Consider the following 23,893-nt stretch of genomic DNA (forward strand, 5'->3'; position numbering starts at 1 on the left):
CTATATATAGAAGGCATCGGCAATCCATCCCTGACAGTCGACCCCACGAGGGGACCAACGGGCGAGCCAGCATCATCGAGAAACATAAATCCGACGATCCGAGCCGCCCTCTCGACCCAGAACCTGCGGCCGCTTTGAAAATTCAGACTTCTAAAACAAAAACGGCGCAGCCCTTTTCAGGTGCTGCGCCGTTTTCTGCTATTAAATAGCTGTTTGTAATGGTGCGGACGGAGAGACTCGAACTCTCACACCTTGCGGCGCTGGAACCTAAATCCAGTGTGTCTACCAATTCCACCACATCCGCATCAAGCTTTTAAAGCAAAGGCGCCAGACTGTTAATCTGGCGCCTTTCTAAATATGGGGTGGACGAAGGGGATCGAACCCTCGACAACGGGAGTCACAATCCCGTGCTCTACCAACTGAGCTACGCCCACCATATTGCCATGTTGCGTTACTTGTGCCAAAGCTGCCTAATGGCGCACCCGGCAGGACTCGAACCTGCGACCATCCGCTTAGAAGGCGGATGCTCTATCCAGCTGAGCTACGGGCGCCTTGTTAATCTGTATTCTTGGACGATTACAAACTAAGTGCTTTCAGTCTCACCGAATTAAACATCAACTCTGCTCGACCTTCTTAACCAGTGCTAGGCTGTGCCCGACAAGTGCGACGAATGTTATAGGTGACCCTGAAGGTCGTCAACTCTTTTTTAAAAAAAATTCATTTAATTAAAGGGGTTAGGGGAATTTGCAGACCAAGCGCCTTTGCCCTCACCTCATGACATGCGAGAATGCGTTCTCTTTTTTTCCCCTCTCGATGGTTAATCACGCGCAATGACTGCACAACTAATCGACGGCAAATCGATCGCCGCCAGCCTGCGCCAGCAGATCGCCAAACGCGTCAACGAGCGTCGCCAGCAAGGTCTGCGCACGCCCGGCCTCGCGGTGATCCTGGTCGGCAGCGATCCTGCCTCTCAGGTTTATGTCTCGCACAAGCGTAAAGACTGTGAAGAGGTCGGCTTCATTTCCCAAGCCTACGACCTGCCTTCCGAAACCACTCAAGAAGCGCTGACCGATCTGATCGATCGCCTGAACGACGACCCGGCGATTGACGGCGTTCTGCTTCAGCTTCCTTTACCTGAACACCTGGACGCCTCCAAATTGCTGGAGCGCATTCGTCCAGACAAGGACGTCGACGGTTTCCACCCTTATAACGTCGGCCGCCTCGCCCAGCGTATTCCGCTGCTGCGTCCGTGCACGCCTAAAGGCATCATGACGTTGCTGGAAAGCACCGGTGTCGATCTCTACGGGATGGACGCAGTGGTTGTCGGGGCTTCCAACATTGTTGGCCGCCCGATGGCGATGGAATTACTGTTGGCCGGCTGCACCGTGACCGTCACCCACCGCTTCACCAAGGATCTGGCAGGCCACGTCGGTCGCGCCGATCTGGTGGTGGTCGCCGCCGGCAAGCCGGGGCTGGTAAAGGGTGAGTGGATCAAGGAAGGCGCGATCGTGATCGACGTCGGCATCAACCGCCAGGAAGACGGCAAACTGGTCGGTGACGTGATCTACGACACCGCCCTGCCCCGCGCCGGCTGGATCACTCCAGTCCCGGGTGGCGTTGGCCCGATGACCCGCGCTTGCCTGCTGGAAAACACGCTGTACGCAGCCGAAACACTGCACAGCTGATTCCACCGGCTACGCCGAACACACAAGAAACCCCGCCGCTGGTGGGGTTTCTTGTTTTCAGCCATGGAACAAGTAATACCCCTGAAGGACTGCCAGACAGAGCAACGGCGAAAACCTTAAATCGTCCTAGACTGATTATCGAAACATCCCATAAACCGTAGACGCGAATCGGGAAGTACGCGCGACGCTGAAAAGGCATCATTTATGAACCCCCGCGGCCTGACTCACCATCGTTTTTTCGTTTTCACTGGAAAACTCGCTGGCCTGCTTTACAGCCTCTTCTGTTACCTGTGTTTTCTGCTCACCGCGCTTTACCTGACGGGTTTTCTCTCAGGCATCGGAGTGCCCAAAGACATTAACTCCGGCTCCAGCCTCGACTGGCCCGTGGCTGCCCTCGTCGACACCTTGCTGATTACGCTGTTTGCCGTACAGCACAGCGGCATGGCGCGAAAACGCTTCAAGCGCTGGTGGACCCGGTTCGTCCCGCCCCCCATCGAGCGCGCGACCTACGTATTGTCGACGTGCCTGCCGCTCGCGCTGCTGTTCTGGCTATGGCAACCCATGGAAACGTCCATCTGGCGCGTAACGTCTGTATGGGGCCACGGATTACTCATGGCTTTATTTTGGCTGGGCCTGGGCGTGGTCGTGCTCGCGACGTTCCTGATCAGCCATTTCGAACTGTTCGGCATAAAGCAGGCACTCAGCGCCTTTTACCCCGCCAGACCCGAGAACCCCGCCTTTAAAACCCCATTACTCTACAAGCTGGTTCGCCACCCGATGTACTTGGGGTTTGTGATGGTGTTCTGGGCGACACCCGACATGACAGCCGGACATCTACTGTTTGCGCTGCTCAACACTCTCTACATCCTGATTGGGGTGCATTTTGAAGAGAAAGATCTGGTGGATCTGTTTGGGGAGCAATACCGACGCTATCAGCAGAACGTCGCAATGCTGGTGCCTCTGATCAAACGCAAACCCGACCCACGGCGCAACGATCAAAAGTAAGTCAATCCGGCGCCTGCTCACCAAGGGCAGGCATCAAAAACTTTAAATTTTTTTTCATATAATGCAATCGCCATACAGGCGCCTAGCGCTTTCGTGGCTCATACTCCTAAAATGCGTCGTTTTTAAGAAACAGCCCGTAACAAAACGGCATATCCACCCTTATGAGTTCGCCAGCGTGAAAATCCGTCTTTCCATCCTGAGCCTATTTTTTGCATTTACAGGGACTTTCACCACGCCAATGGTCAACGCTGCCGACACCACTTCGGCGCCGCGAGATACGTCATCACTGAAGATCGCCTCCGGCAGCGCATTGCTAATGGATCTGCAGACCAACAAAGTCATCTATGCCAGCAATCCTGACGTGGTGGTGCCGATCGCTTCCGTCAGCAAACTGATGACCGGCCTGGTCGTGGTTGAAGCCAGACAGAACATGGACGAATACATCAACATCAACATCAGTGACACCCCGGAAATGAAAGGTGTGTTTTCCCGGGTGAAACTCAACAGCGAAATGCCGCGCAAGGAAATGCTGCTGATTGCCCTGATGTCCTCGGAAAACCGCGCTGCCGCAAGCCTGGCCCATCACTATCCGGGCGGCTACGTCGCGTTCATTGCCGCAATGAATGCCAAAGCGAAAGCACTGGGCATGACCAGCACGCACTTCGTCGAACCCACCGGTCTCTCCCCTCGCAACGTGTCCACGGCTCGCGACCTGAGCAAACTGCTGATCGCTGCGCACAAGTACCCACTGTTGACTGAGCTAAGTACCACCAAGGAAAAAACCGTCTCGTTCCGTAAACCCAACTACAGCCTGGGTTTCCGTAATACCGATCATTTGGTCAACAAACCGAACTGGGACATCAAACTGACGAAAACCGGCTTCACCAACGAGGCCGGTCACTGCCTGGTGCTGGTCACCAGCATGGGCAATCGCCCGGTTGCGCTGGTCATCCTCGATGCTTTCGGCAAATACACACACTTTGCCGATGCCAGCCGTATTCGCAGCTGGGTGGAAACCGGCCAAGGCACGAAAGTGCCGTCTGTAGCCTTGCAGTACAAATCCGACAAGAACCTCAAGCATCGTCAGAGCGGCGTGGTTGAAGCGTCGAAATAACTAAACGATAAAAGAAAGCCCCGAATATTCGGGGCTTTTTTTCGTCCGGCGTCAGTCATTGGGCAACGGCATCTGGTCGTCATCTGGAATGCCATCCCCGGCACTCGGATCTCTCGTGCCGTGGGGATGTTCCGTTGGCACAACCATCGGACGCGCCAAGGGATCCCTTAACGGATCGTTCGGATCCATCACGGGATCGATGTCCTTTTCCGGGGTGGTTGGAACGCTGTCCGGACGTTTGTCGTTGAAACTCGAATCAGTAGACATACGCACCTCACTCAAGCTCAGAGTTTCAGATCGGCGAGTGGATCGTAAGGCTTCGCGGGAGCCTTGGAGTTGTCGCCCGGCTTCACATCCCTGGGCGCCTTGGCAGGTCCGATGGGGTCGACCTGAGGATCGGCGAGGTCCGGCGAATCGGGATCGAAACCCAACTCATCACCCGAAGAATGCTCAGACGAGTGCGGGCCGACGGGGGTGGTGGAATGTGCCATGGGCGCCTCCTTTGAGTCTGGCCCGGAGAAATCCGGGCCCTACTTCATTAGAGGTCGGCAAAGTCCAGGGGTGCCCGACAGATGACGAACGGACTTATCGTGCGTTCAGCGCTTTCGTCGCCCTGGCAGCCGCCTGCTCCTGACCTGCCTGAGCAAGGTCGCTCGCTGCCTTGAGCCATCGTTGTTGATCGACATTGGCCGGCAGTTGATTCGGCTTCTGGATCAGCACGGCCCAGCCACCGGCATCCTTGAGCGCTGATTCAAACGAACCGAAGCCCATCAACTCCCGACGATTCATGCCCGAGCGCAGCAGCACCGTCTGCTTCTGGCGGTTGTACCCGGCAAGAATGGCGTAACGCGGTTCAGCCCAGAACGCCGAGCCTTCCGTGAAACGCACCATTACCGGGTAACCGGCCGCCACCTGGGTCAACAGTGCAGGCAGATTGCTGTCGAGGGGATAGACGACCATGCCGTACTCGCGAGCGAGGTTCTGCATGTTCTGCTGCAACTGGGCTTCGGCACCCGGCAAATGCAACGGTTTTTCGAGCAAACCTGGCGTAATCACAATGCCTTGCTGGGACAACATGCTGGCCAGCACTTGCGGCCCACTCTGATTCGCCACGCCACGGTAGAACGTGCCACTGAGCTCGACACGCTCCGGCAGGCGCTTGATTTCAGGCGCCACACCCGCGCAGCCAGCCAGACCTGCCACGCAGCCAACGACCAGCACTAACGATCGAATTCGAGAAAATACCCGCACCATCATCACTCTCTTGATCTAGACGCCAGGCATTCGGCTCCCGGCTTGGCCGTCGATCATAGGACGCCGCGCGGCAGCGGTATAGCCTTAACCGGCAGATGACGGGATTCGATAGAGCGAACTGATTGGTGACAGCTGACCTTTGGTCAATAGCCTGAAACACAGCAGCGACTAGACTGTCATGTGCAAAGAGTGTGTGCCCGCAGCAGGGCGAAGAGGAGGCACTGATGAGCCTGACAATGACCATTGTGATGTTGATTTCTGGCTGGCTGGCCGTTGCCACCGCCATGTTATGGGGAGTCCTGCGCATTACTCGCCGGCACCATCATCCGGCTCAGTCGACGCCGGTGGCGAAAGCCGATAAATCCGCTGAGCAGCACGCTACCGCACACTGACCGACACCCTTATGTATTCAAACAAAAACGGCCGCCTGGCTCTTTCGAGCGCAGGCGGCCGTTTCGTTTAACGCAGGTTATGCTTCAGCGGCGATACGCTTCTGCTTTGCCCGTCGCGACATCATGTTCAAACCCTCGATCGTCGCCGAGAACGCCATGGCCGCATACACGTAGCCTTTCGGTACATGGGCGCCGAAACCTTCGGCGATCAGCGTCATGCCGATCATGATCAGGAAGCCCAGCGCCAGCATCACCACCGTCGGGTTGTCGTTGATGAACTTGGCCAGAGGATCAGCCGCCAGCAACATCACCAGTACCGACACCACCACCGCGATGATCATGATCGGCAAATGTTCGGTCATGCCGACAGCGGTAATGATGCTGTCGATGGAGAACACCATGTCCAGCAGCAGGATCTGACCGATCGCGGCGGCAAAGCCCAGGGTCACGGTCGAGGTGGCCGACGTCGGATCATCCGGTGCCGGGTCCATGCTGTGATGGATCTCGGTGGTCGCCTTCCACAACAGGAACAGGCCGCCGGCGATCAGGATCATGTCCTTCCAGGAGAACGTCTGGCCGAAGATATCGATCACAGGCTCAGTCAACTGGACGATGAACGCGATGGTGCTCAACAGCGCCAGTCGCAGGATCAGCGCCATGCCGATACCAATGCGCCGCGCCTTCTGCCGGTGCTGCTCGGGCAGTTTATTGGTCAGGATCGAAATGAAGATCAGGTTATCGATGCCGAGTACGATTTCCATGACGATCAACGTGGCCAGGGCAACCCAGGCGGTGGGGCTTGCAGCAAGTTCTAAAAGGTATTCCATGGGTCAGTCCTGACTCTTTTAAGACGGTTTAGATTTCCTGGGACGTAGATTCGGTTTTGTCCGTTTCTTTGGCCGGTTGTTCTTTCTTGCTGATCAGCCCGCCCGTGGCATCACTGATTGCCTGCTCTGCGGCTTTGTGGGTGTCGTCGATCGCTTGCTTGGCGGTTTCGGCAGCCTTGCCCATCAGTTGCTGAGCGCTTTTTTCGGCCTGGTCACAACCGGCCAATACCAGTAAAGACGTGATCAACAGTGCCGTGGTTTTAAGCTTCATGATGCTTTCCTCGATAGAACAGACAGGGCGAAAAGGCCACCCGTCGATAGCTGGGCATTCTAAGGAGGCAAACACTTCAGGAAAATTCGTATTTTTAGCGGTTATACTTCGGTTTTAACGAACTGTAGGTCGCCATGCTCAACTATCGACAGCTGCATTACTTCTGGGTGGTGGCCAAGACCGGCAGCATCGTGCGCGCCTGCGAGCAGCTGAACCTGACGCCGCAGACCATCAGCGGGCAGATTTCCCTGCTCGAACAAACCTATGGCATCGAGCTGTTTCGCCGGGTCGGCCGGCAGCTGGAACTCACCGAAGCCGGGCGTCAGACCCTGCCCTACGCCGAGCAAATGTTTCAGCTGGGCGGCGAACTGGAGCTGATGCTGCGAGCACAGCCCAATGAACAGCAGATTCTGTTTCGGGTAGGGGTGGCCGACGTGGTGCCCAAATCCATCGTCTATCGCCTGATTGCGCCGACCATGGAATTGAGCGAGCCGCTGCGCATCACCTGTCGCGAAGACAAACTGGAACGCCTGCTCGCCGACCTGGCGATCCAGCGGCTCGATCTGGTGATCTCCGACAGCCCGATGCCCTCGCACCTGGACATCAAGGGCTACAGCCAGAAACTCGGGGAATGCGGGATCAGTTTCTTCGCCACTGCTGAACTGGCGGCGCAATACGGTCAGGATTTCCCCCGCAGCCTGCACGGCGCACCGCTGTTGATTCCAGGGCCGGAGACCGTGGTGCGCAGTCGCTTGCAGCGCTGGTTTGCCGAGCAACAGATCCAGCCGCGCATCGTCGGCGAGTTCGACGACAGCGCCTTGATGCAGGCGTTCGGCCAATCCGGCAGCGGGATCTTCATCGGCCCGAGCGTGATTGCCGATGAAGTGATACGCCAATACGGCGTGGAATTGATTGGCCAGACCGACGCGGTGACCGAGTCGTTCTACGCCATTTCGGTGGAACGCAAGGTCAAGCACCCCGGCATTGTCGCGATTACCGAAGGTGCCCGACGCGAGCTGTTCACCGAGATGTGAGGTATCAGGCGCAGACTTCGCGGGGCTTGAAGGTCATCAGCGCGATGGCCAAGAGGATCGAGGCGAGGATAAAAGCGGCCGCCGCGAAACCAAGACCTTGCAGGCCTACACCGTCGATGACCCTACCGCCGATCATGGCGCCCAGGCCTATCCCGAGGTTAGCCCCGGCAATGTTCAGCGATGCCGCGAACGCCGGTGCTTCGGGTGCAGCCTTCATCAATCGCACATGGCTGACCAGGAACAACGCCGCCTGAGTCACGCCCCAGATCCCCATCGCCGCAGCCAGACCCAGCGGCGAATGAATGTTCGGCACCAACGCCACCAGGCCGGCGATCATGAACGCGCAGAACATCATCGAGGCGATCAACGGATGACGATCCACCGCGCGGCCGCCCAGTGAGTTGCCGATCAGCCCGACCGCGCCGAAGCCCATCAGGCACCAACCGACCACCGTGCCGTTGAAACCGGCCAGGCGTTCAAGAATGTCCGCCAGATAGGTGTAAGCGGTGAACATGCCGCTGAACACCAGGATCGACAGCAGCACATGCCCCACCATCAGCGGGCTGCGCAGGATTCTGAACTGCGAGCGAAAGCTCACCTGATGCTGATGCAGATTGGTTTTCGGCAGGTAGATAAACAGCAGCAACGCCTTGGCAAACGCGATCACCGCCAGAATGCCGAAGGCACTGCGCCAGCCGAACGCATCGGAGATCAGTGTGCCCACCGGAATGCCAAACACCGTGGCGCAGACAATGCCGAAACCAATCTTGGCGATGGCGCGACCCGCGTAGTCCGGGCCGACAATGTCCACCGCGGTTTCACTGGCCAGCGCCCAGAACACTGGCAACCCCAACGCGGGGATCAATCGGGCGACGGACATCACCCAGATGTTCGGGGCAAACGCCGCGAGGGTGTTGGCCAGGCCGAACATGATCAGCACCGAGATAAACAATTTGCGGCGCTCGAACCTTGCGAAATAGGCGGTCAGGAACGGCCCGAATGCGGCGACCGTGAAGGCGAACAAGGTCACCAGCAAACCCGCCTGGGGGATGCTGACTTCAAGGTCTCGAGCGATCGCCGGCAACAGGCCGACGATGATGAATTCCGTGGTCAGCACCGTGAAACCGGCAGCAGACAACAGAAGGATGGGCAACAGCATGCAGAACTCCAGAAAACGACGACACCAGCGCTAGCCCGAAGGCCCACTGGCATGACTTGAAAATGAGGATGGCGAATCTTAACAGAGTGTTTCCGATCAGGGTTGCACGAACCTGCCGATCTCGTTGACCCCGCGGGTGGCAGATCGTCACAGGTCTGAAGGATGAAGACCACGCTGTGATAAAGTCCGCGCCCTGCGATATGTACACCCTGTTCATCGGCCATTGATTGGCATTGATGTCGCGATACCCCGCACCTAAAAAAATCAGAGATGCCGTTTTATGACCGCTTCATCCCCTTCGCTATGGTTACGCCTGAAACGCTTAAGCCTGGTCACACAAATCATCATTGGCCTGATCGCCGGGATTGCCCTGGCCCTGTTCGCGCCGGAGGTGGCGAAGTCCACCGCGTTTATCGGCAAAGTCTTCGTATCGGCGCTTAAAGCTGTCGCGCCGATTCTGGTGTTCGTGCTGGTCATGGCCTCGATTGCCAACCATAAGCACGGCCAGGAAACCCACATCCGGCCGATTCTGTTTCTGTATCTGCTGGGAACGTTTGCGGCGGCGGTGGTGGCCGTTGTCGCCAGTACGTTGTTCCCCTCGAGCCTGGTATTGGCCACTCACGACGTTGCGGTCACCGCGCCGGGCGGGATCAGTGAAGTGTTGCAAAGTCTGCTGCTGAGCGTGGTCGACAACCCGGTCAGCGCGCTGATGAATGCCAACTTCATCGGCATTCTGGCGTGGGCGATCGGGATGGGCGTTGCCATTCGCCATGCCGGTGACACCACTCGCGAGGTGCTGGGTGACCTGTCCAATGGCGTGACCTTGATCGTGCGATTGGTGATTCGTTTTGCGCCGCTGGGCATTTTCGGCCTGGTGGCGTCGACCCTCGCCACCTCCGGTTTCGGTGCCTTGATCGGCTACGTGCATCTGCTGGCGGTGTTGCTGGGCTGCATGCTGTTTGTAGCGCTGGTGATGAACCCGGTCATCGTGTTCTGGAAGCTGCGCCGCAACCCGTATCCACTGGTGATCATGTGCTTGCGCGAAAGCGGCATCACCGCATTTTTCACCCGCAGCTCGGCGGCGAACATTCCGGTCAACCTGGAATTGAGCAAGCGCCTGGGCCTGCACGAAGACACCTACTCGGTCTCGATCCCGTTGGGCGCGACCATCAACATGGCCGGCGCGGCGATCACCATTACCGTGCTGACCCTGGCGGCCGTGCATACGCTGGGTATCGCCGTGGACATTCCGACCGCCATCCTGCTGAGCGTCGTCGCGGCGATCTGTGCGTGTGGAGCTTCGGGTGTGGCTGGCGGCTCGTTGCTGTTGATTCCACTGGCGTGCAGCCTGTTTGGCATCCCCAGTGAAATCGCCATGCAGGTGGTGGCGGTCGGTTTCATTATTGGGGTGTTGCAGGACTCGGCGGAAACCGCACTGAATTCCTCCACCGACGTACTGTTCACCGCGGCGGCGTGCCTGGGTGAAGACGAGAAAGCCCAACGTCTGGCGTAACAAAGATCAAAAGACTCACCAAAAAAAGCCCGCCAAGGTCGAACCTTGGCGGGCTTTTGTATATCCGGGCGGTTTAGAACGCGCCCATGTAATCACGCTTGCCCACTTCCACACCGTTGTGACGCAGCAGTGCGTAGGTGGTGGTGACGTGGAAGAAGAATTGCGGCAGACCGTAGCTCAGCAGGTAAGCCTGGCCAGTGAAGCGCTTCTCTTTCGGCGTGCCCTGACGGGTGATGATTTCGATGCCTTCCTTGCCGTCGATCTGTTCCGGTTTGATCTCGCCGATGAAGGCCAGCACTTTGGCGATCAGCGCTTGCAGCTCGGCGAAGGTGGTTTCGGTGTCGTCGTACTTCGGCAGTTCAACTTCGGCCAGACGCGCGGAAACGCCCTTGGCGAAATCAACGGCGATCTGCACCTGACGAACCAGCGGGAACATGTCCGGGTACAGACGGGCTTGCAGGAAAGCATTTGGATCGATGTTCTTGGCGGTGGCGTGGGCTTCGGCCTTGTTCAAAACGTCGCTCAGGGCGTTGAGCATTTGTTTGAAAACCGGAACGGAAGCGGCGTACAGGGAAATAGTCATGGCAGTCTCGTGTTGTGACAGGAGGGAAACGTGGGGCGATTATAGCCATGCGCGGCCCCCCTGCGGCGGGTCTTTTATCCGGTGGGGAAACGCAGCGCACCTCTGAACGATCTGCGCACGTTAGCCCCTTGCCGGCATGAAAACTTCAACTTCATCAGTGTTTTTCTGCACTCGCCGACAGACCGGCCTTCGATTGAGTGAACCGGTAAAACAGATTGGGCTCGCTCACAATGTAAAGCTCGCCTGCGTTGTCCATGGTCATGCCTTCGGCTTGCGGCGGCGTATGCTTGAGGTCACCCGCCATGGCGCGCAGGGAGAGAATACTGACGAAGTTACCCTGCTGGTCCAGTTCGGTCACGTTGCTGGACTCTTCGCTTAGCAACAGTAAGTGGCCGGTCCGAGGATCGTAGTAACCCTCGGAAAGGTCTTTGCTGAAAACGCCGCGGTCGACCCAGGTCGTCAAGTCCTTGATACGGATCTGCATTCGGCTGCCGATGGAGCCGAGCATGCCGGTGATTGAGTACAGTTGCCGCGGATCACGCTCCTTGATGGCGAAGATGCGGTCATTGGCCGGGTCATAGGTCACACCTTCAAACCCCTTGTTATGCTGGCTCAGGTTGATCTCAATGGCGAGTGATTCGGTTTGCTCTTCACGGATGGGTCCAGCGGTGTCCGGAAGGGTAAAAATGTGCAGCCGCTGCTTTCGTTCATCAACGATGACCACCCGCCCTTTGCCCATGTAAGCAATGCCTTCGGTGTCCTCGAAACCGATCAATGGGTAGCGTTCGATCAAATCGCCGTCACGGGTCAGCGCCAGAATTTCCATAGGCACACCATTGGTGATACCCAACAAGCGGTCGTGATCAGGGTCATAGGCGAGCCCGGACAAATCGGTGATGCCCGGGATCGGTTTGCCTTCGATCGCGACCTTGTAGTCTGGCAGCCAGATATTTTTGTCTGGCGCCTGATTGCCATACCAGCTGTTATGCCAGTGCGCGTACAACTGCCCGTGCCAGCTAAAATGAACGGAAGCCACGCTAACGCCGACCAGCACGGCGATCAGCAGAACGCCAACCTTCCCTGTTTTGCTCATGCTTTTTTCCGATCCCAAGTAAATCGATAGACATTGACGGGTTTTGCCGGATGACATTGGCCGTTATCGGCATCGGCACCGACGATCGACCACTGTGCACGGGAGGTTTCGCCCAACTCACGCGCGGCCTGGGGATTGAAACACTGGCTCAACAGTTCGTCGGGGACCAACGCGTACGCCTGAGGGTGTTCGCGCAGCCACAGTGCCGCCTGCTCGACCGTGGAGCCGACCATCCCGAAGTGCACGATCGGTTGTCGCGCGAACAGCCAATGGCCCTCGCGCCAATTGACCAACACCAGGTCGGCGCCTTGGGTCATGGTCGCCGCCTGCGCCATGAGCGCCTCATGAGGGTTGGGACCGTCCTTGATCGGCTCGATGAAACCGCGGGCAATCCAAAGCGCAAACCAGGTCACGACCAGCGCCTGGAATACTCGCCGACCACGCGGACGCTGACTGAACCAGCGCTTGAGCAACCAGGGAATCAGCGGTGCAGCCACCAGCACCAGCCCGGGCAGCGCCGGGTAGATGTACAACTTGCGCTTGCCGCTGCTGATACAGAAAAACAGTACCACCAGCACGACCCAGCCCAGCAGCACCAGCACTCGGCCGTCGCGCTTGTGCAGTTGCCGGCGCCAAGCGGGCACCAGCCAAGGCAACGCGAGTACCAGCGGCAGCCAATATTGCGGGATCACGTGAACGAAGAAATACCAGAACGGCTCGCGATGGTCCCAGGCGGCCGCATAGCGTCCCGCGGTCTGGCGCAGCAGAATTTCTCGCGCATAGGCGATCTCGTCAGCAGTGCCATTGAGCGCGATGGACAAGGCCAAGGGCAGTAACCAGATCGCGATGGCGCCCAGCATGACCAACAATCCCAGCAGCCACTTGCGCGCCTCGCCCGGCATGGCCACCACACCGGGCCAACCTTTGCGTACCGCGTAGGCATACGGAATCAGCATCAGGGCCGGGACGAAGCCAACCCCTTTGGTGATCACACCAATACCCATGGCGGCGCAACCCAGGTAGAACCAGCGCCAGGCCGGCCCGAGCAACAGGTGCCGCGCCAGGCCGTACATGCCCACGGAGGTGAACAGAATCAAAAAGCTGTCGATCTGGCCGGTCTGCAGGATGCTATAGGTCTGATAAGTCGCCAGGTACAAGAGCGCCGCCATCCGACCGACACGCTGATTCCATAACCGGCGGCCCAGGTCATAGACCACTGCGGTAACCGTCACGGCCGATAGAAGCCCCGGCAGGTACAGGGCGATGGAGGGTTTACCGGTGAGCCAGGCGAAGAACGCCACGGTCCACATGAAAATCGGCGGCTTGTCGCCATAGATCTCTGCCGCACGGTGCGGAATCAGCCACGAGCCGTGCTGCAGCATCTCGAGCGCAACGCCAAGGAATCGCTCCTCGTCGACATTCTGCGGCTGACGTAGCCCCAGCCCGGCACCGATCAAAACCAGGGCGAGCAACATCAAACCCAGGCATTCGACCCGGGGTGATAACGTTCTGCGCATGACTCAGTCCTTTAAGTGTTTGCTGCGGGCAATCAACTGCAAATTGCGCAGATAAACGATCGAGCCAAAGGCTTGACCGGCAATGAACACCGGGTCCTCCCGGTAAATGGCATAAGCGAGCAGCAGGGCGCTACCGACGATGCTCAGGTACCAGAAACTCACTGGAATCACGCTGCGTTTCTTGTATTCGCTGTACAGCCACTGCAGGACGAAGCGACCGGTAAAGGCTATCTGGCCGGCGAAGCCGACCACCAGCCACAGGGTTTCACGGGAGAGATTCATCCTTCGATTTCCTGCGCATTGGCGTTCAGGCGCGTGCGCCGGATCAGCCACCAGACGCCGATCAGGTCGAGAATGCCCACCAGGGCACGGTCGAGGTTGCCGTATTTGGAGACCCCGGCCGTGCGGTGCCTGTGGTTGACCGGATGGGTGATCATTCGGCCGTTGTGGCGCTGGATCAGTGCAGGAATGTACCGATGCATATGATCGAAGTACGGCAGGCGCAGAAACGCCGCCCGCTCGATCAGTTTCAATCCGCAACCGGTGTCCGGTGTCTGGTCCTTGAGCATGCGGCTGCGCAATCCATTGGCAAACCGCGAAGCCCAGCGCTTGCTCGCGTTGTCTCGACGATTAACCCGGTGCCCGGCCACCAACTGAATGCCGGCCAGCCCCTGTTCACCGCGCACCAACGCCAACATCCCGGGGATGTCCGCAGGATCGTTCTGGCCGTCACCATCGAGCGTAGCCAGCCACTGCCCCTTGGCAGCAAATGCCGCATGGTAAAGCGAGGTACTTTGCCCAAGCGAACGCTCATGACGCAGGATACGCAGCGTGCTCAGGCCGTTGTTTTTGATCTGCCGCAGTTCGTGCAAAGTGGCATCGGTACTGCCATCGTCCACGACGATGATTTCGTACGCCTCATCGGCCAAGGCCATGCGCACTTCTTCAATCAAGGGCTTTAGGTTGTTTGCTTCATTTTTTGCCGGAATCAGTACAGATACAAAAATTTCATGACTCATAGGGTCCCCCCTTTAATCCTTGGTTTCTTATTATCAAGGGCGAACATTTCATCTCTGATAAAAGTGGCGATACCATTTCACAAATTCCGCTACACCCTCTTCCACCGTCACCTGAGGGTGGAAGTCGACCCATTGGGTCAATGCCGACACGTCAGCCCAGGTCTTGACCACATCACCAGGCTGTAAGGGTAAAAAGTTGCGCTGCGCTTTGATCCCCAGCGCCGATTCCAGACAATCGACGAATTCCAGCAGTGCTACCGGCATGCCACGCCCGATATTGAAAATCCGGTTAACGCCGTCGCCCTCCCCATCCGGGATCGGCGGCCGTGGGCGCAAACGGGCGACACTTTCGACAATGTCATCGATGTAAGTGAAGTCGCGCGCCATCTGGCCGTGATTATAGATATCGATCGGCAGGCCGTTGAGGATCCCTTCGGTGAACTTGAACAGCGCCATGTCGGGGCGCCCCCAAGGTCCGTATACGGTAAAAAAGCGTAGGCCGCTGGCCTTCAGCCCATACAAATGACAGTAGCTGTGAGCCAGCAACTCATTGGCACGTTTGCTGGCCGCGTACAGTGAAATGGGATGATCGACAGCGTCTTCAACACTGAACGGCATTTTGCTGTTGGTACCGTACACCGAACTGCTTGATGCATAGATCAGGTGCTCGGGACGATAGTGACGGCAAGCTTCCAACACATTCAGAAAACCCACCAGGTTCGATTGCGCGTAGACGTCCGGGTTATCCAGTGAATAGCGAACTCCCGCCTGGGCCGCCAGGTGCACAACCTCGGTAAAACGATGTTCTTTGAACAACGCCATCAAAGCCGGTTTGTCGACGATATCCAGGGTCTGAAAACGAAAGCCTGGCAAGGATGCAAGCTCGTTGAGCCGTGCGCGTTTAAGCTCAACGCTGTAATAGTCGTTGAGGTTGTCGATTCCGATGACTTCAAGGCCTTCCAGGCACAAACGCTTAACAGTGTGATACCCGATGAAACCGGCAGCGCCAGTGACCAGAACGGTCATCAGGAGTACGCGCCGGTCAGCGCACTGTTTTTGGCCAATACCCACGTCAGCTTCATGCTTTGCTCCATAGTCCAGTCAATAAGGCTTATATCGTCGATGGGAGAACTACCGGATGCCCACAATGAGGTCCGCCAGTTCTCGGCCCTGCATACGTTGCTCGTCGGATTGTAAAAATAGCGTTAATTATTCATTTAGGTTTTGTGATGATTGCCAAGAAGGCGTGACGAATTCAGTTGCCATTGACACACGTCAATCTAAAGTGCATGCCAGCAGGAGCAAAAATTGCCTCCGGGAAGGATAAAGAGCCATGAGTACTGAGCAAGAGATGACCTTAGACGAGCCGCGGCTTAACAGCACGGAAATCCGCATACTGGGCTCGTTGATCGAGAAACAGGCCACCAGCCCGGAAACCTATCCGCTGACGCTCAATGCGCTGGTGATTGCCTGCAACCAGAAAACCAGCCGCGAGCCGGTGATGAACCTGACCCAGGGTCAGGTCGGCCAGAGCCTGCGCGCCCTCGAAGGACGCGGCTTCACCAAACTGGTGATGGGCAGCCGTGCGGATCGCTGGGAACACAAAGTCGACAAGGCACTGGAACTGGTGCCGGCTCAGGTCATTCTTGCGGGGCTGCTGTTCCTGCGCGGTCCGCAAACGGTCAATGAACTGCTGACCCGCAGCGGCCGCATGCATGACTTCGAAGATGCCGAACAGGTGGTGCATCAACTGGAACGCTTGATCGCTCGCGGTCTGGCGCTGTTGATTCCGCGCCAGGCCGGTCAGCGTGAAGACCGCTACATGCACGCCTTGGGCGACCCGGCGGACATCGAAGTGATCCTGGCGGCACGGCAGAACCCGACCGAGCGTGGCGCGGGTGGCGGCGTATCGGTTGAGCGGATCGAAGAGCTGGAGGCGCGAATTGCGGCGCTGGAAGAGCGTCTGGCCCGCCTCGAATAAACAACACGGTCTATGTAGCAGCTGACGAGCCTGCGAGGCTGCGTTCGGCTGCGCAGCAGTCGTTAAATCAAGCGATGCGGTGTTTCAGGAAAATCTTACATGCAGGGTTTACGACTGCTGCGCAGCCGAACGCAGCCTCGCAGGCTCGACAGCTGCTACAGGCCGCGATTATTCGCCGTCCCAGTAATCCACGCCGTCGGCCGGCCTGGCGACGGCGACGAAGCCCGAGGTATTGCCCTCGGCATCGACCTTGAAGTCGTCCATCACCGCGTACTTGCCGGAATCCGGGTACTCGCAAATTTCGGGTGATTGCTGGGTGCTGACCGCCAGGTAGCGCAGCTCAGCGTTGCTGGTGTTGATGATCTGGTGCGCGGCTTCAGGGCCGCCCGGCGGGCAGGCAATGACATCACCGGCGCGAACGGGAAAGCGCTCGGCGCCCAAGCGAATCTCCCCTTCCCCGGCCACGATGTAAAACATCTCCTCGTTGACCCGATGACTGTGAAACGGGCTGCCTCGCATCCCCGGTTCCAGCGCGTACAGGCGATAACCCAGCTTCTGCGCACCCAGTTGCTGGCCGATGCGCGCCTGCCGTTGCCGATAGCGGTCGGCGGTATCTCCCGTCGGGGCAAACGCTTCGGGCAGCGGTTCAAGCTCGGCCTGATCCAGATTAAGAATGGCAGGATGCATGAGTCACCTCAGTCACGGTTTCGCTTGCCGGGCACCAGAATAGCCAAGGCCATTGCGGGCAAATTCCACGGCTTTGTGAAACTGCTCATCGGTCGGCCGCACGCCGGTGTACAGCACGAACTGCTCCAGCGCCTGGATCGCGATCACTTCCAGCCCGGTGATCACTCGCTTGCCTTCAGCACGAGCGCGCACAATCAACGGTGTTTCCGAGGGGACTGCCACGACATCGAAGACAGTCTCGGCAGCAGCGATGGTTTCAGCATCGAACGCCAGCTGATCGGCCTCAGGGCCGTTCATGCCGATCGGTGTGACGTTGATCAGCATCTGCGGCCGCTCTGAGCCCAGCTCCGCTTGCCATCGATAGCCCAGCGAGTCGGCCAACGCCCGTCCGGCACGCTCGTTACGGGCGACGATCAGGCCATTTTTGTAGCCACCATCGCGCAAGGCGCTGGCCACAGCCTTGGCCATGCCGCCGCTGCCGCGCAGGGCAAAGGTCAATTCCTTCGGCACCTGGTGGGTGTCAAGCAACTGGGCGATCGCGATGTAATCGGTGTTGTAAGCCTTGAGATGGCCGTTAGTGTTAACGATGGTGTTGATCGATTGAATAGCCGCAGCGGAGGCGTCCAGTTCATCGACCAGGGCAATGCAGGCCTCCTTGAACGGCATCGACACGCCGCAACCACGAATCCCCAAGGCGCGAATACCGCCAACGGCGCCTGGCAGATCCTGACTGCTGAAGGCCTTGTAGTAAAAATTCAGCTCCAATTGCTCATACAGATGATTGTGAAACCGCAAACCGAAGTTCCCGGGACGTGCGGAAAGCGACATGCACAGCTGGGTATCTTTGTTGGGGTTCATCTGCATGAAAAATCTCCTGGAATAGCACTTTCAGATGGACGGGATTAGCCAATCCATCGGGTCTGATCGATCATAACGGCGTGTCTGCACGCGGCCTCATTGGATCGTAAAGAAGCTGGTACAGACCTTACACAAAATTTACCCAACGGCTGTGCTGATTTTGAAAAAAACGCTGTCTTAGAAGTATCCCCGCGACAATCCTTGGGTCTATTGCAGACACAAGCGCCGGGTCGAAGAACCGAGGAACTATCATGATCCGTAAAATCCCCACAGTAGCCTTGCTGATCGGTGCTCTTGCTATCGCAGGGCAGGCAGAAGCGCATGGCGGTGGCGGTTGGCAAGGTCCAGCGGTATTTGGCGCAATCGTTGGCTCGGCCATCGTCGGTTCGGCCATCATCAACAGCAACCGCCCGGTCTATGTAGAGCAACCGGTTTACGCTCAGCCACAACCGGTTTATGTGCAACAACCCCCACCGGTTTATTACCAGCCGGCACCGGTCTATGTGCAACAACCGGTCTATTACGGCCCGCCGCCGGTTTATTACGGCCCGCCACGTGGTTATTACGGTCCACCGCGCGGTTACTACGGCCCTCCCCACGGCTATGGCCGCTGGTAACGGAATCATCAGGCCCCGCCTCAACAGCGGGGCCTTTTTTGTGACCGTCCGTCGGCAGAGGTCTGGATAAATCTCGCCAAGGTCGCTGTCGGGACAGTCTTTGCGGTGCAAGTTGGCAAGATTGACTCGCCATCCTTCCCCCGCTTTGGGGAAAACGGTCATATTTATGTCATGTCGGGTCCGCAATCTTGGACCTGTCCGTTAACAACAGGTTGATAAAAACAAGGACGACCTCATGCCCACGCAAAACCCGCACCGCATTGTCGGCTTGTGCACTTCCAGCAAGGTGTACAACGCACTGACCGAACTCAAGCACCTGGAAGGCCATCGCAGCGCCAAGTTTCTTTCGCTGCTGGCAGAAAACCTGGTGCGAAAAGGCCTGCTCAACGAGCAGGAAGTGGTTCATATGCTGGACCTGGTGGTCGACTGAACCGATGACTCATTGGCGTCAATGACGACTATCGAAAGCGTTGATTGTCCGTCCAAGTGTCCGTTCCGTAAGGTAGCTCCATAGATTAATGGAGGTACTTATGTCCCAGGTCCAGATCATGTCCGTTATCGGCAGCGCCGTTCCCGCACCGCTTAGAGAGCTAGGATTGCTCGCCTGTTGGTACCTGGTGCAGGACGGCGAACCGATCAGCGGTCCGCTCACCTCGCTGCCGGCCGCCCAGGCACTGTCGCAACGTATTGGCCAAGGCCATCTCAGCGCTTAAGGCAGCTGCACCCGCGGCTTGGTTTCAATAAAGATTGCCCAGCTCGACATGAACAGCGCAGCGATCAGCGGCCCGATCACAAAGCCATTGAGGCCGAAGATCGCCAGACCGCCAAGGGTCGAGATCAGGATCAGATAGTCCGGCATCTTGGTATCCTTGCCCACCAGGATCGGTCGCAGCACGTTATCCACCAGGCCGATCACAAAAACCCCGAACAACCCCAACACCACGCCTTGCCAGATCGCCCCGGTGAACAGGAAAAACGCCGCCACTGGCGCCCAGACGATCCCCGCTCCCACTGCTGGCAACAGCGACAGAAACGCCATCAGCACCGCCCAGAGCAGCGCGCTCGGAATATCCAGAAACCAGAAAATCAAACCGCCCAATGCGCCCTGCGTGATCGCCACCAGCAGGTTGCCCTTCACTGTCGCCCGAACCACGCGATTGAACTTGAGTTGCAAACGACGTTTCTGGTGCTCTTGCAGCGGCACGGCAGCGCGTACTTTGCGGGCCAGTTCGGCGCCGTCCCGCAAAAAGAAGAACAGTAGGTAGAGCATGATGAAAAAACTCACCACAAAATCGAACGTACCCTGACCGACACTGAAGACTTGAGTGGCGATAAACTCATTGCCTGTCACCGCACTCTTGATGATCTTCTCTCGCAGCCCTTCCAGCTCGCCAACCCCGGCCCGATCGAGCAAGTGCTGGAAGTACGGCGGCAGGCTGTGTTTGAAATGCGTCACATACCCGGCGATGTCCAGTTCGCCGCTTTCGATGCTCTTGTACACCGCAGCCCCTTCCTGGACCAGCAAGATACTGAGGACGATCACCGGCAGAATCGCGATCACCAGGCAGATGCTCAGGGTGAGCAGCGACGTCAGGTTGCGCTCCCAGCCGAACTTCAGTTGCAGTCGTCGCTGCAGGGGCGCGAAGAGGATGCCGAGGATCACCGCCCAGAACACCGCGCCGTAAAACGGCAGCAAAATCCAGATGAACGCGGCGGTGACCAGCCCCAGCAAAATCACCAGTGATTTGTTTTGTACTGTCTCTTCGTTCATGTCCGATCCATGTCAGTCCGCAAGGACACAATGTCGTGTCCTGATGCTTAGTCCGCCACGGTTCGCGCGAGTGCCATCCGTTTGTTCATCAAGCATAGATCCAGATCAATGAACCCCATGGGCAAGCCGCTTACTCTCGGCGGCTTTTGTGACCGACTCTGCCATGACTCTCCTGCCTCCAGAACTGCTCGCCCCCGCCGGCACCCTGAAAAACATGCGATACGCCTTCGCCTACGGCGCCGATGCGGTGTACGCCGGTCAGCCGCGCTACAGCCTGCGGGTGCGCAATAACGAATTCGATCACGCCAATCTGGCCCTCGGCATCCACGAGGCCCAGGCTCAGGGCAAGCGCTTCTATGTGGTGGTGAACATCGCCCCGCACAACGCCAAACTGAAAACCTTCCTCAAAGACCTGGCGCCGGTAATTGCCATGGCGCCGGACGCGCTGATCATGTCCGATCCAGGCCTGATCATGCTGGTTCGCCGGCATTATCCGCAGATGCCGATTCACCTTTCGGTACAGGCCAACACGGTGAACTGGGCCAGTGTCGAGTTCTGGCAGCAACAAGGCTTGAGCCGGATCATCCTGTCGCGGGAACTGTCCCTGGAAGAAATCGCCGAAATCCGCGAGCAAGTCCCGGCGATGGAGCTGGAGGTGTTCGTCCACGGCGCCTTGTGCATGGCCTACTCCGGTCGCTGCCTGTTGTCGGGTTACATGAACAAGCGCGACGCCAATCAGGGCAGTTGCACCAACGCCTGTCGCTGGAAATATTCGGCGCAAGAGGCCACGGAAAATCAGCTCGGCGAGATCGTTCAGACCTTCCAGCCCGAACCAACCCTGGGCATCGGCGCCCCGACCGACCAGGTGTTCCTGTTGCAGGAAGCCAATCGGCCCGACGAACTGATGCCGGCCTTCGAAGACGAACACGGCACTTACATCATGAACGCCAAGGACCTGCGCGCGGTGCAGCATGTCGAGCGTCTGACGCAGATGGGCGTGCACTCACTGAAAATCGAGGGCCGGACCAAATCCCACTTTTATTGCGCGCGGACCACTCAGGTTTATCGTCGGGCAATCGACGACGCGGTGGCTGGTCGCGAGTTCGACCGCGGCCTGATGACGGATCTGGAATCCCTCGCCCAGCGCGGCTACACCGAAGGTTTTCTGCGGCGGCATGTGCATGACGAATACCAGAACTACCAGCACGGCAGTTCGGTGTCGGAGCGGCAGCAGTTTGTCGGCGAGCTGACCGGCGAGCGGCGTGACCGGATGGCGGAGATCAAGGTGAAGAATCGATTTGGTTTGGGCGACCGCCTGGAACTGATGACGCCCAAGGGCAACTTCCAATTCGACTTGCATGAGCTGCAAAACGTTAAAGGCGAGCCGATCGAGGTGGCGCCGGGGGACGGGCACACCGTGTACTTGCCGATTCCGGATGCAGTGGATTTGCGGTTTGGGTTGTTGATGCGCGATGTCAGCGTCACATGATCATCAAGAACACACACCTCCCCTGTGGGAGCGAGCTTGCTCGCGATGACGGAATCACAGCCAACATCATTGTTGAATGTTAAACCGCTATCGCGAGCAAGCTCGCTCCCACAGGGGCTCAGGCGAACTCTTCACGCAACATCCCCACAAACGCTTCCCGCGCCGGGTGAACCCCGGCGTTTTCATGCCAGTAAAACAGGTTGTCGATCGCCGTCAGCTCGGGGAACTCATACCCCGCACAACCTGCCCCTTTGGCGTACTGATCAAACACGCCTTTTGGCACCAGCGCGACACCCGCCCCGGCACTGACACAGCCGACAATCGCCCCGTAACTGGCCAGGCTGACGATCGGCAACGCCTGCCCCTGCCGCAGCAACCAATGCTCCAGCGCCGCCCGGTAGGGACAGCCCTGAGGCCACATGAACACGGTCTTGTCCTGCAAATCCGCGATGTCACGCACCGGTCCCAGGGACGTCGAGGCAATCAGCAGCAGTTCCTCGCGGTACATCGGCGTGCGCTTGAGGTGTGAGCGCTCGACATCCACCGCAACGATCGCGCCGTCGAGCCGGTGATTGAGCGTGTCGTCGAGCAATTGGCTCCAGGTGCCGGTGGTCAGTTCCAGCGCAACGCCGGGGAAACGTTTGTGGAATTTCGCCAGCAAACGCGGCAATCGACCGGTCGCCGACGACTCGATGGCGCCAATGCGCAACGGCCCTGACGGCTCGGCCGAAGGGTCCACCGCGCGTTTGGCTTCCGCCGTCAGGGCGAGAATTTTCGAGGCATAAACCAGAAAGGTCTGCCCCGTCGGGCTGATTCGCAGCCCTCGGCCCTCGCGCAGAAACAGCGCGACACCCAGTTCCGCTTCCAGGGACTTGATCCGTGCCGTGATGTTCGACGGCACGCAATGCAACAACTCGGCCGCCCGGGCGATGCTGCCGACCTCGGCGACAGTCTTGAACATGCGTATCTGTGCCAGCTCCATACATCACCGAAAGTGAAGAGTTGACGCACTATAAGTCAGTTGTAGCGAACAGTCAGGCTTCTGATACTGGGTGCATCCGCCTACAGGTGCCCGATCATGAAGCCACTCACGCCCTCCCCCGGTTCTCCCGTCAAACTCATCCTGGCCATGGCATTTGTGGTCGGCTGCTGGGGTTACTCACCGACCGGCATTCACATCGGTTTGCAGGCCTATGAGCCTGGTCATCTGGCCTTGCTGCGGTTTCTGCTGGCGTCGGCATTCATGGCGGTGGTCGCGGTGTTCCGAGGCATCAGCCTGCCGAACAGGCGTGACCTGCCGCTGCTGTTCGCGCTCGGTTTTTTTGCCGTGAGCCTGCACCATGTCGCGCTGAACTTCGGCCAGCAAAGTGTCAGCGCCGGCGCCTCCAGTGTGTTGGCGCAATCAACGCCGTTGTTCAGTACGCTGCTGGCGCGCTTCGTGTTCAAGGACCGGGTGAGCGCGTGGCGCTGGGGCTGCGTTTTCCTGGGATTGATCGGCGTGGTGATTGTGGTGGCCGGGGATCACGGACTGGGGAGCATCGACGCCCATGGATGGCTGATTGTGTTGGCGGCGGTTTCGTGGAGTGTTTACTTTGCCTTGCAGAAGCATCACTCGCGGCGCTACGACGGGCTGACGCTGGTGTGTTACACGGTTTGGTTCGGGACGCTGCTGCTGTTGGTTTATCTCCCGGGGCTGGTGAGCCAGGTCATCACCGCTCCGGTTGAAGTGCAGCTTGCGGTCATCGGGCTGGGCATTTTCCCAAGTGCCCTTGCGTATCTCGCCTGGGCCTATGTGCTCACTCATGTGGATTTGAGCCGCGCGACGATGACGCTGTATCTGATTCCACCGACCGCCATGGCGATTGCCTCTTTTGCGCTGGGCGAGCGGCCGACGTTGATGATCGTTGGAGGCGCACTGGTGGTGCTGGTCAGCGTGCTGGCCTTGAATCTGGAGCGCAGGCCGGTGGTTGCTCGAGTAACCAGCGCCTGATCCAGACTGGCGCCAATGCGACTGGCGCCTTCGC

28 protein-coding genes and 3 tRNA genes are annotated in these 23,893 nt (G+C 58.3%); 12 read left to right on the top strand and 19 right to left on the bottom strand.

Features of this window, described 5'->3' with window-relative positions:
- Window positions 1-219 precede the first annotated feature (219 nt).
- From AC3IUE_RS22800 to AC3IUE_RS22810, 3 genes are all read right to left on the bottom strand, one after another.
- Window positions 220-304 (bottom strand) — tRNA-Leu (locus AC3IUE_RS22800).
- Window positions 305-358: 54 nt separating this feature from the next.
- Window positions 359-434 (bottom strand) — tRNA-His (locus AC3IUE_RS22805).
- A gap of 40 nt (window positions 435-474) precedes the next feature.
- Window positions 475-551 (bottom strand) — tRNA-Arg (locus AC3IUE_RS22810).
- 279 nt (window positions 552-830) lie between these two features.
- On the opposite strand from AC3IUE_RS22810, the gene folD reads away from it, so the two are divergent.
- The 3 genes from folD to pbpG all read left to right on the top strand — a co-directional run bounded on the left by folD (window position 831) and on the right by pbpG (window position 3,804).
- Complete coding sequence (folD, locus tag AC3IUE_RS22815; protein WP_008148421.1) at window positions 831-1,685, top strand: bifunctional methylenetetrahydrofolate dehydrogenase/methenyltetrahydrofolate cyclohydrolase FolD; 855 nt, start codon at window positions 831-833, stop codon at window positions 1,683-1,685.
- 204 nt (window positions 1,686-1,889) lie between these two features.
- Complete coding sequence (mddA, locus tag AC3IUE_RS22820; protein WP_489263827.1) at window positions 1,890-2,690, top strand: methanethiol S-methyltransferase; 801 nt, start codon at window positions 1,890-1,892, stop codon at window positions 2,688-2,690.
- Window positions 2,691-2,865: 175 nt separating this feature from the next.
- Window positions 2,866-3,804, top strand: coding sequence for a D-alanyl-D-alanine endopeptidase (gene pbpG / locus AC3IUE_RS22825; RefSeq protein ID WP_489263828.1), 939 nt, complete (start codon window positions 2,866-2,868; stop codon window positions 3,802-3,804).
- A gap of 51 nt (window positions 3,805-3,855) precedes the next feature.
- Here pbpG and AC3IUE_RS22830 read toward each other — a convergent pair whose 3' ends face one another.
- The 3 genes from AC3IUE_RS22830 to AC3IUE_RS22840 form a co-directional block, all read right to left on the bottom strand.
- Window positions 3,856-4,071 (bottom strand): hypothetical protein, encoded by a 216-nt coding sequence (locus AC3IUE_RS22830; protein ID WP_074878456.1) that lies wholly within the window; start codon window positions 4,069-4,071, stop codon window positions 3,856-3,858.
- A gap of 17 nt (window positions 4,072-4,088) precedes the next feature.
- Entirely contained in the window at window positions 4,089-4,295 is a 207-nt protein-coding gene (locus AC3IUE_RS22835) for a DUF6021 family protein (RefSeq protein WP_489263829.1), read from the bottom strand.
- Between the two features lie 94 nt (window positions 4,296-4,389).
- Window positions 4,390-5,058 (bottom strand): peptidase C39 family protein, encoded by a 669-nt coding sequence (locus AC3IUE_RS22840; protein WP_489268926.1) that lies wholly within the window; start codon window positions 5,056-5,058, stop codon window positions 4,390-4,392.
- 224 nt (window positions 5,059-5,282) lie between these two features.
- Between AC3IUE_RS22840 and AC3IUE_RS22845 the strand changes: the two genes are divergently transcribed.
- Window positions 5,283-5,450: a hypothetical protein gene (locus AC3IUE_RS22845; protein WP_489263830.1), complete on the top strand. Its 168-nt coding sequence runs from the start codon at window positions 5,283-5,285 to the stop codon at window positions 5,448-5,450.
- A 77-nt stretch (window positions 5,451-5,527) separates the two neighbouring features.
- On the opposite strand, the gene AC3IUE_RS22850 is transcribed toward AC3IUE_RS22845, so the two are convergent.
- Together AC3IUE_RS22850 and AC3IUE_RS22855 are read right to left on the bottom strand one after the other, a co-directional pair.
- Window positions 5,528-6,277, bottom strand: coding sequence for a TerC family protein (locus AC3IUE_RS22850; protein WP_046054156.1), 750 nt, complete (start codon window positions 6,275-6,277; stop codon window positions 5,528-5,530).
- Between the two features lie 28 nt (window positions 6,278-6,305).
- Window positions 6,306-6,548, bottom strand: coding sequence for a hypothetical protein (locus tag AC3IUE_RS22855; protein ID WP_046047583.1), 243 nt, complete (start codon window positions 6,546-6,548; stop codon window positions 6,306-6,308).
- Window positions 6,549-6,682: 134 nt separating this feature from the next.
- Here AC3IUE_RS22855 and nhaR point away from each other — a divergent pair, with 134 nt between their 5' ends.
- Window positions 6,683-7,582: a transcriptional activator NhaR gene (nhaR, locus tag AC3IUE_RS22860; RefSeq protein ID WP_008148408.1), complete on the top strand. Its 900-nt coding sequence runs from the start codon at window positions 6,683-6,685 to the stop codon at window positions 7,580-7,582.
- 4 nt (window positions 7,583-7,586) lie between these two features.
- Here nhaR and AC3IUE_RS22865 read toward each other — a convergent pair whose 3' ends face one another.
- Window positions 7,587-8,741 (bottom strand): MFS transporter, encoded by a 1,155-nt coding sequence (locus AC3IUE_RS22865; protein ID WP_056740225.1) that lies wholly within the window; start codon window positions 8,739-8,741, stop codon window positions 7,587-7,589.
- A 280-nt stretch (window positions 8,742-9,021) separates the two neighbouring features.
- Between AC3IUE_RS22865 and sstT the strand changes: the two genes are divergently transcribed.
- Window positions 9,022-10,254 (top strand): serine/threonine transporter SstT, encoded by a 1,233-nt coding sequence (sstT, locus tag AC3IUE_RS22870; protein ID WP_056740223.1) that lies wholly within the window; start codon window positions 9,022-9,024, stop codon window positions 10,252-10,254.
- Window positions 10,255-10,327: 73 nt separating this feature from the next.
- Here sstT and AC3IUE_RS22875 read toward each other — a convergent pair whose 3' ends face one another.
- From AC3IUE_RS22875 to AC3IUE_RS22900, 6 genes are all read right to left on the bottom strand, one after another.
- Window positions 10,328-10,837, bottom strand: coding sequence for a DUF1993 domain-containing protein (locus AC3IUE_RS22875; RefSeq protein ID WP_008148402.1), 510 nt, complete (start codon window positions 10,835-10,837; stop codon window positions 10,328-10,330).
- Window positions 10,838-10,991: 154 nt separating this feature from the next.
- Window positions 10,992-11,930, bottom strand: coding sequence for an SdiA-regulated domain-containing protein (locus AC3IUE_RS22880; RefSeq protein WP_489263831.1), 939 nt, complete (start codon window positions 11,928-11,930; stop codon window positions 10,992-10,994).
- On the bottom strand, window positions 11,927-13,447 hold the full coding sequence (locus AC3IUE_RS22885; RefSeq protein ID WP_056740220.1) for an ArnT family glycosyltransferase: 1,521 nt from the start codon (window positions 13,445-13,447) through the stop codon (window positions 11,927-11,929). Before AC3IUE_RS22885 ends, AC3IUE_RS22880 begins: the two co-directional genes overlap by 4 nt.
- Before the next feature lie 3 nt (window positions 13,448-13,450).
- Window positions 13,451-13,729: a lipid-A-disaccharide synthase N-terminal domain-containing protein gene (locus AC3IUE_RS22890; protein WP_008148397.1), complete on the bottom strand. Its 279-nt coding sequence runs from the start codon at window positions 13,727-13,729 to the stop codon at window positions 13,451-13,453.
- A complete protein-coding gene (locus AC3IUE_RS22895) occupies window positions 13,726-14,466 on the bottom strand; it encodes a glycosyltransferase family 2 protein (RefSeq protein ID WP_461999273.1) in 741 nt (246 codons plus the stop codon). Before AC3IUE_RS22895 ends, AC3IUE_RS22890 begins: the two co-directional genes overlap by 4 nt.
- A gap of 48 nt (window positions 14,467-14,514) precedes the next feature.
- A complete protein-coding gene (locus AC3IUE_RS22900; RefSeq protein ID WP_056740453.1) occupies window positions 14,515-15,492 on the bottom strand; it encodes an NAD-dependent epimerase in 978 nt (325 codons plus the stop codon).
- Between the two features lie 307 nt (window positions 15,493-15,799).
- On the opposite strand from AC3IUE_RS22900, the gene AC3IUE_RS22905 reads away from it, so the two are divergent.
- Window positions 15,800-16,447 carry a YceH family protein gene (locus AC3IUE_RS22905; RefSeq protein WP_489263832.1) on the top strand — a complete coding sequence of 216 codons (648 nt, stop codon included), beginning with the start codon at window positions 15,800-15,802 and terminating at the stop codon, window positions 16,445-16,447.
- Window positions 16,448-16,615: 168 nt separating this feature from the next.
- On the opposite strand, the gene AC3IUE_RS22910 is transcribed toward AC3IUE_RS22905, so the two are convergent.
- Both AC3IUE_RS22910 and AC3IUE_RS22915 read right to left on the bottom strand, forming a co-directional pair.
- On the bottom strand, window positions 16,616-17,134 hold the full coding sequence (locus AC3IUE_RS22910; RefSeq protein WP_489263833.1) for a cupin domain-containing protein: 519 nt from the start codon (window positions 17,132-17,134) through the stop codon (window positions 16,616-16,618).
- Window positions 17,135-17,146: 12 nt separating this feature from the next.
- Window positions 17,147-17,998 carry a shikimate 5-dehydrogenase gene (locus AC3IUE_RS22915; RefSeq protein ID WP_489263834.1) on the bottom strand — a complete coding sequence of 284 codons (852 nt, stop codon included), beginning with the start codon at window positions 17,996-17,998 and terminating at the stop codon, window positions 17,147-17,149.
- Window positions 17,999-18,243: 245 nt separating this feature from the next.
- On the opposite strand from AC3IUE_RS22915, the gene AC3IUE_RS22920 reads away from it, so the two are divergent.
- From AC3IUE_RS22920 to AC3IUE_RS22930, 3 genes are all read left to right on the top strand, one after another.
- Window positions 18,244-18,609 (top strand): hypothetical protein, encoded by a 366-nt coding sequence (locus AC3IUE_RS22920; protein WP_056740212.1) that lies wholly within the window; start codon window positions 18,244-18,246, stop codon window positions 18,607-18,609.
- Between the two features lie 235 nt (window positions 18,610-18,844).
- Window positions 18,845-19,039: a hypothetical protein gene (locus AC3IUE_RS22925; protein ID WP_003179723.1), complete on the top strand. Its 195-nt coding sequence runs from the start codon at window positions 18,845-18,847 to the stop codon at window positions 19,037-19,039.
- 100 nt (window positions 19,040-19,139) lie between these two features.
- The gene (locus tag AC3IUE_RS22930) at window positions 19,140-19,322 is read left to right on the top strand and encodes a hypothetical protein (RefSeq protein WP_056740211.1); all 183 of its coding nucleotides are present in this window, start codon (window positions 19,140-19,142) and stop codon (window positions 19,320-19,322) included.
- On the opposite strand, the gene AC3IUE_RS22935 is transcribed toward AC3IUE_RS22930, so the two are convergent.
- A complete protein-coding gene (locus AC3IUE_RS22935) occupies window positions 19,319-20,380 on the bottom strand; it encodes an AI-2E family transporter (RefSeq protein WP_461999279.1) in 1,062 nt (353 codons plus the stop codon). The genes AC3IUE_RS22930 and AC3IUE_RS22935 overlap by 4 nt on opposite strands.
- Window positions 20,381-20,543: 163 nt before the next feature.
- On the opposite strand from AC3IUE_RS22935, the gene trhP reads away from it, so the two are divergent.
- Window positions 20,544-21,869 carry a prephenate-dependent tRNA uridine(34) hydroxylase TrhP gene (gene trhP, locus AC3IUE_RS22940; RefSeq protein ID WP_489263835.1) on the top strand — a complete coding sequence of 442 codons (1,326 nt, stop codon included), beginning with the start codon at window positions 20,544-20,546 and terminating at the stop codon, window positions 21,867-21,869.
- Window positions 21,870-21,987: 118 nt separating this feature from the next.
- Here trhP and AC3IUE_RS22945 read toward each other — a convergent pair whose 3' ends face one another.
- On the bottom strand, window positions 21,988-22,851 hold the full coding sequence (locus AC3IUE_RS22945; protein ID WP_489263836.1) for a LysR family transcriptional regulator: 864 nt from the start codon (window positions 22,849-22,851) through the stop codon (window positions 21,988-21,990).
- A gap of 96 nt (window positions 22,852-22,947) precedes the next feature.
- Between AC3IUE_RS22945 and AC3IUE_RS22950 the strand changes: the two genes are divergently transcribed.
- Window positions 22,948-23,859 carry a DMT family transporter gene (locus tag AC3IUE_RS22950; protein WP_489263837.1) on the top strand — a complete coding sequence of 304 codons (912 nt, stop codon included), beginning with the start codon at window positions 22,948-22,950 and terminating at the stop codon, window positions 23,857-23,859.
- Window positions 23,860-23,893 lie beyond the last annotated feature (34 nt).

This window comes from Pseudomonas sp. GL_093, from assembly GCF_057837605.1.

Bases quoted from the DNA above. Each gene is read 5' to 3' on its own strand.
- folD (WP_008148421.1), top strand. From the start codon at position 831: ATGACTGCACAACTAATCGACGGCAAATCGATCGCCGCCAGCCTGCGC.
- mddA (WP_489263827.1), top strand. From the start codon at position 1,890: ATGAACCCCCGCGGCCTGACTCACCATCGTTTTTTCGTTTTCACTGGA.
- AC3IUE_RS22830 (WP_074878456.1), bottom strand. From the start codon at position 4,071: ATGTCTACTGATTCGAGTTTCAACGACAAACGTCCGGACAGCGTTCCA.
- AC3IUE_RS22835 (WP_489263829.1), bottom strand. From the start codon at position 4,295: ATGGCACATTCCACCACCCCCGTCGGCCCGCACTCGTCTGAGCATTCT.
- AC3IUE_RS22840 (WP_489268926.1), bottom strand. From the start codon at position 5,058: ATGGTGCGGGTATTTTCTCGAATTCGATCGTTAGTGCTGGTCGTTGGC.
- AC3IUE_RS22845 (WP_489263830.1), top strand. From the start codon at position 5,283: ATGAGCCTGACAATGACCATTGTGATGTTGATTTCTGGCTGGCTGGCC.
- AC3IUE_RS22850 (WP_046054156.1), bottom strand. From the start codon at position 6,277: ATGGAATACCTTTTAGAACTTGCTGCAAGCCCCACCGCCTGGGTTGCC.
- AC3IUE_RS22855 (WP_046047583.1), bottom strand. From the start codon at position 6,548: ATGAAGCTTAAAACCACGGCACTGTTGATCACGTCTTTACTGGTATTG.
- nhaR (WP_008148408.1), top strand. From the start codon at position 6,683: ATGCTCAACTATCGACAGCTGCATTACTTCTGGGTGGTGGCCAAGACC.
- AC3IUE_RS22865 (WP_056740225.1), bottom strand. From the start codon at position 8,741: ATGCTGTTGCCCATCCTTCTGTTGTCTGCTGCCGGTTTCACGGTGCTG.
- sstT (WP_056740223.1), top strand. From the start codon at position 9,022: ATGACCGCTTCATCCCCTTCGCTATGGTTACGCCTGAAACGCTTAAGC.
- AC3IUE_RS22875 (WP_008148402.1), bottom strand. From the start codon at position 10,837: ATGACTATTTCCCTGTACGCCGCTTCCGTTCCGGTTTTCAAACAAATG.
- AC3IUE_RS22880 (WP_489263831.1), bottom strand. From the start codon at position 11,930: ATGAGCAAAACAGGGAAGGTTGGCGTTCTGCTGATCGCCGTGCTGGTC.
- AC3IUE_RS22885 (WP_056740220.1), bottom strand. From the start codon at position 13,447: ATGCGCAGAACGTTATCACCCCGGGTCGAATGCCTGGGTTTGATGTTG.
- AC3IUE_RS22890 (WP_008148397.1), bottom strand. From the start codon at position 13,729: ATGAATCTCTCCCGTGAAACCCTGTGGCTGGTGGTCGGCTTCGCCGGC.
- AC3IUE_RS22895 (WP_461999273.1), bottom strand. From the start codon at position 14,466: ATGAGTCATGAAATTTTTGTATCTGTACTGATTCCGGCAAAAAATGAA.
- AC3IUE_RS22900 (WP_056740453.1), bottom strand. From the start codon at position 15,492: ATGACCGTTCTGGTCACTGGCGCTGCCGGTTTCATCGGGTATCACACT.
- AC3IUE_RS22905 (WP_489263832.1), top strand. From the start codon at position 15,800: ATGAGTACTGAGCAAGAGATGACCTTAGACGAGCCGCGGCTTAACAGC.
- AC3IUE_RS22910 (WP_489263833.1), bottom strand. From the start codon at position 17,134: ATGCATCCTGCCATTCTTAATCTGGATCAGGCCGAGCTTGAACCGCTG.
- AC3IUE_RS22915 (WP_489263834.1), bottom strand. From the start codon at position 17,998: ATGCAGATGAACCCCAACAAAGATACCCAGCTGTGCATGTCGCTTTCC.
- AC3IUE_RS22920 (WP_056740212.1), top strand. From the start codon at position 18,244: ATGATCCGTAAAATCCCCACAGTAGCCTTGCTGATCGGTGCTCTTGCT.
- AC3IUE_RS22925 (WP_003179723.1), top strand. From the start codon at position 18,845: ATGCCCACGCAAAACCCGCACCGCATTGTCGGCTTGTGCACTTCCAGC.
- AC3IUE_RS22930 (WP_056740211.1), top strand. From the start codon at position 19,140: ATGTCCCAGGTCCAGATCATGTCCGTTATCGGCAGCGCCGTTCCCGCA.
- AC3IUE_RS22935 (WP_461999279.1), bottom strand. From the start codon at position 20,380: ATGAACGAAGAGACAGTACAAAACAAATCACTGGTGATTTTGCTGGGG.
- trhP (WP_489263835.1), top strand. From the start codon at position 20,544: ATGACTCTCCTGCCTCCAGAACTGCTCGCCCCCGCCGGCACCCTGAAA.
- AC3IUE_RS22945 (WP_489263836.1), bottom strand. From the start codon at position 22,851: ATGGAGCTGGCACAGATACGCATGTTCAAGACTGTCGCCGAGGTCGGC.
- AC3IUE_RS22950 (WP_489263837.1), top strand. From the start codon at position 22,948: ATGAAGCCACTCACGCCCTCCCCCGGTTCTCCCGTCAAACTCATCCTG.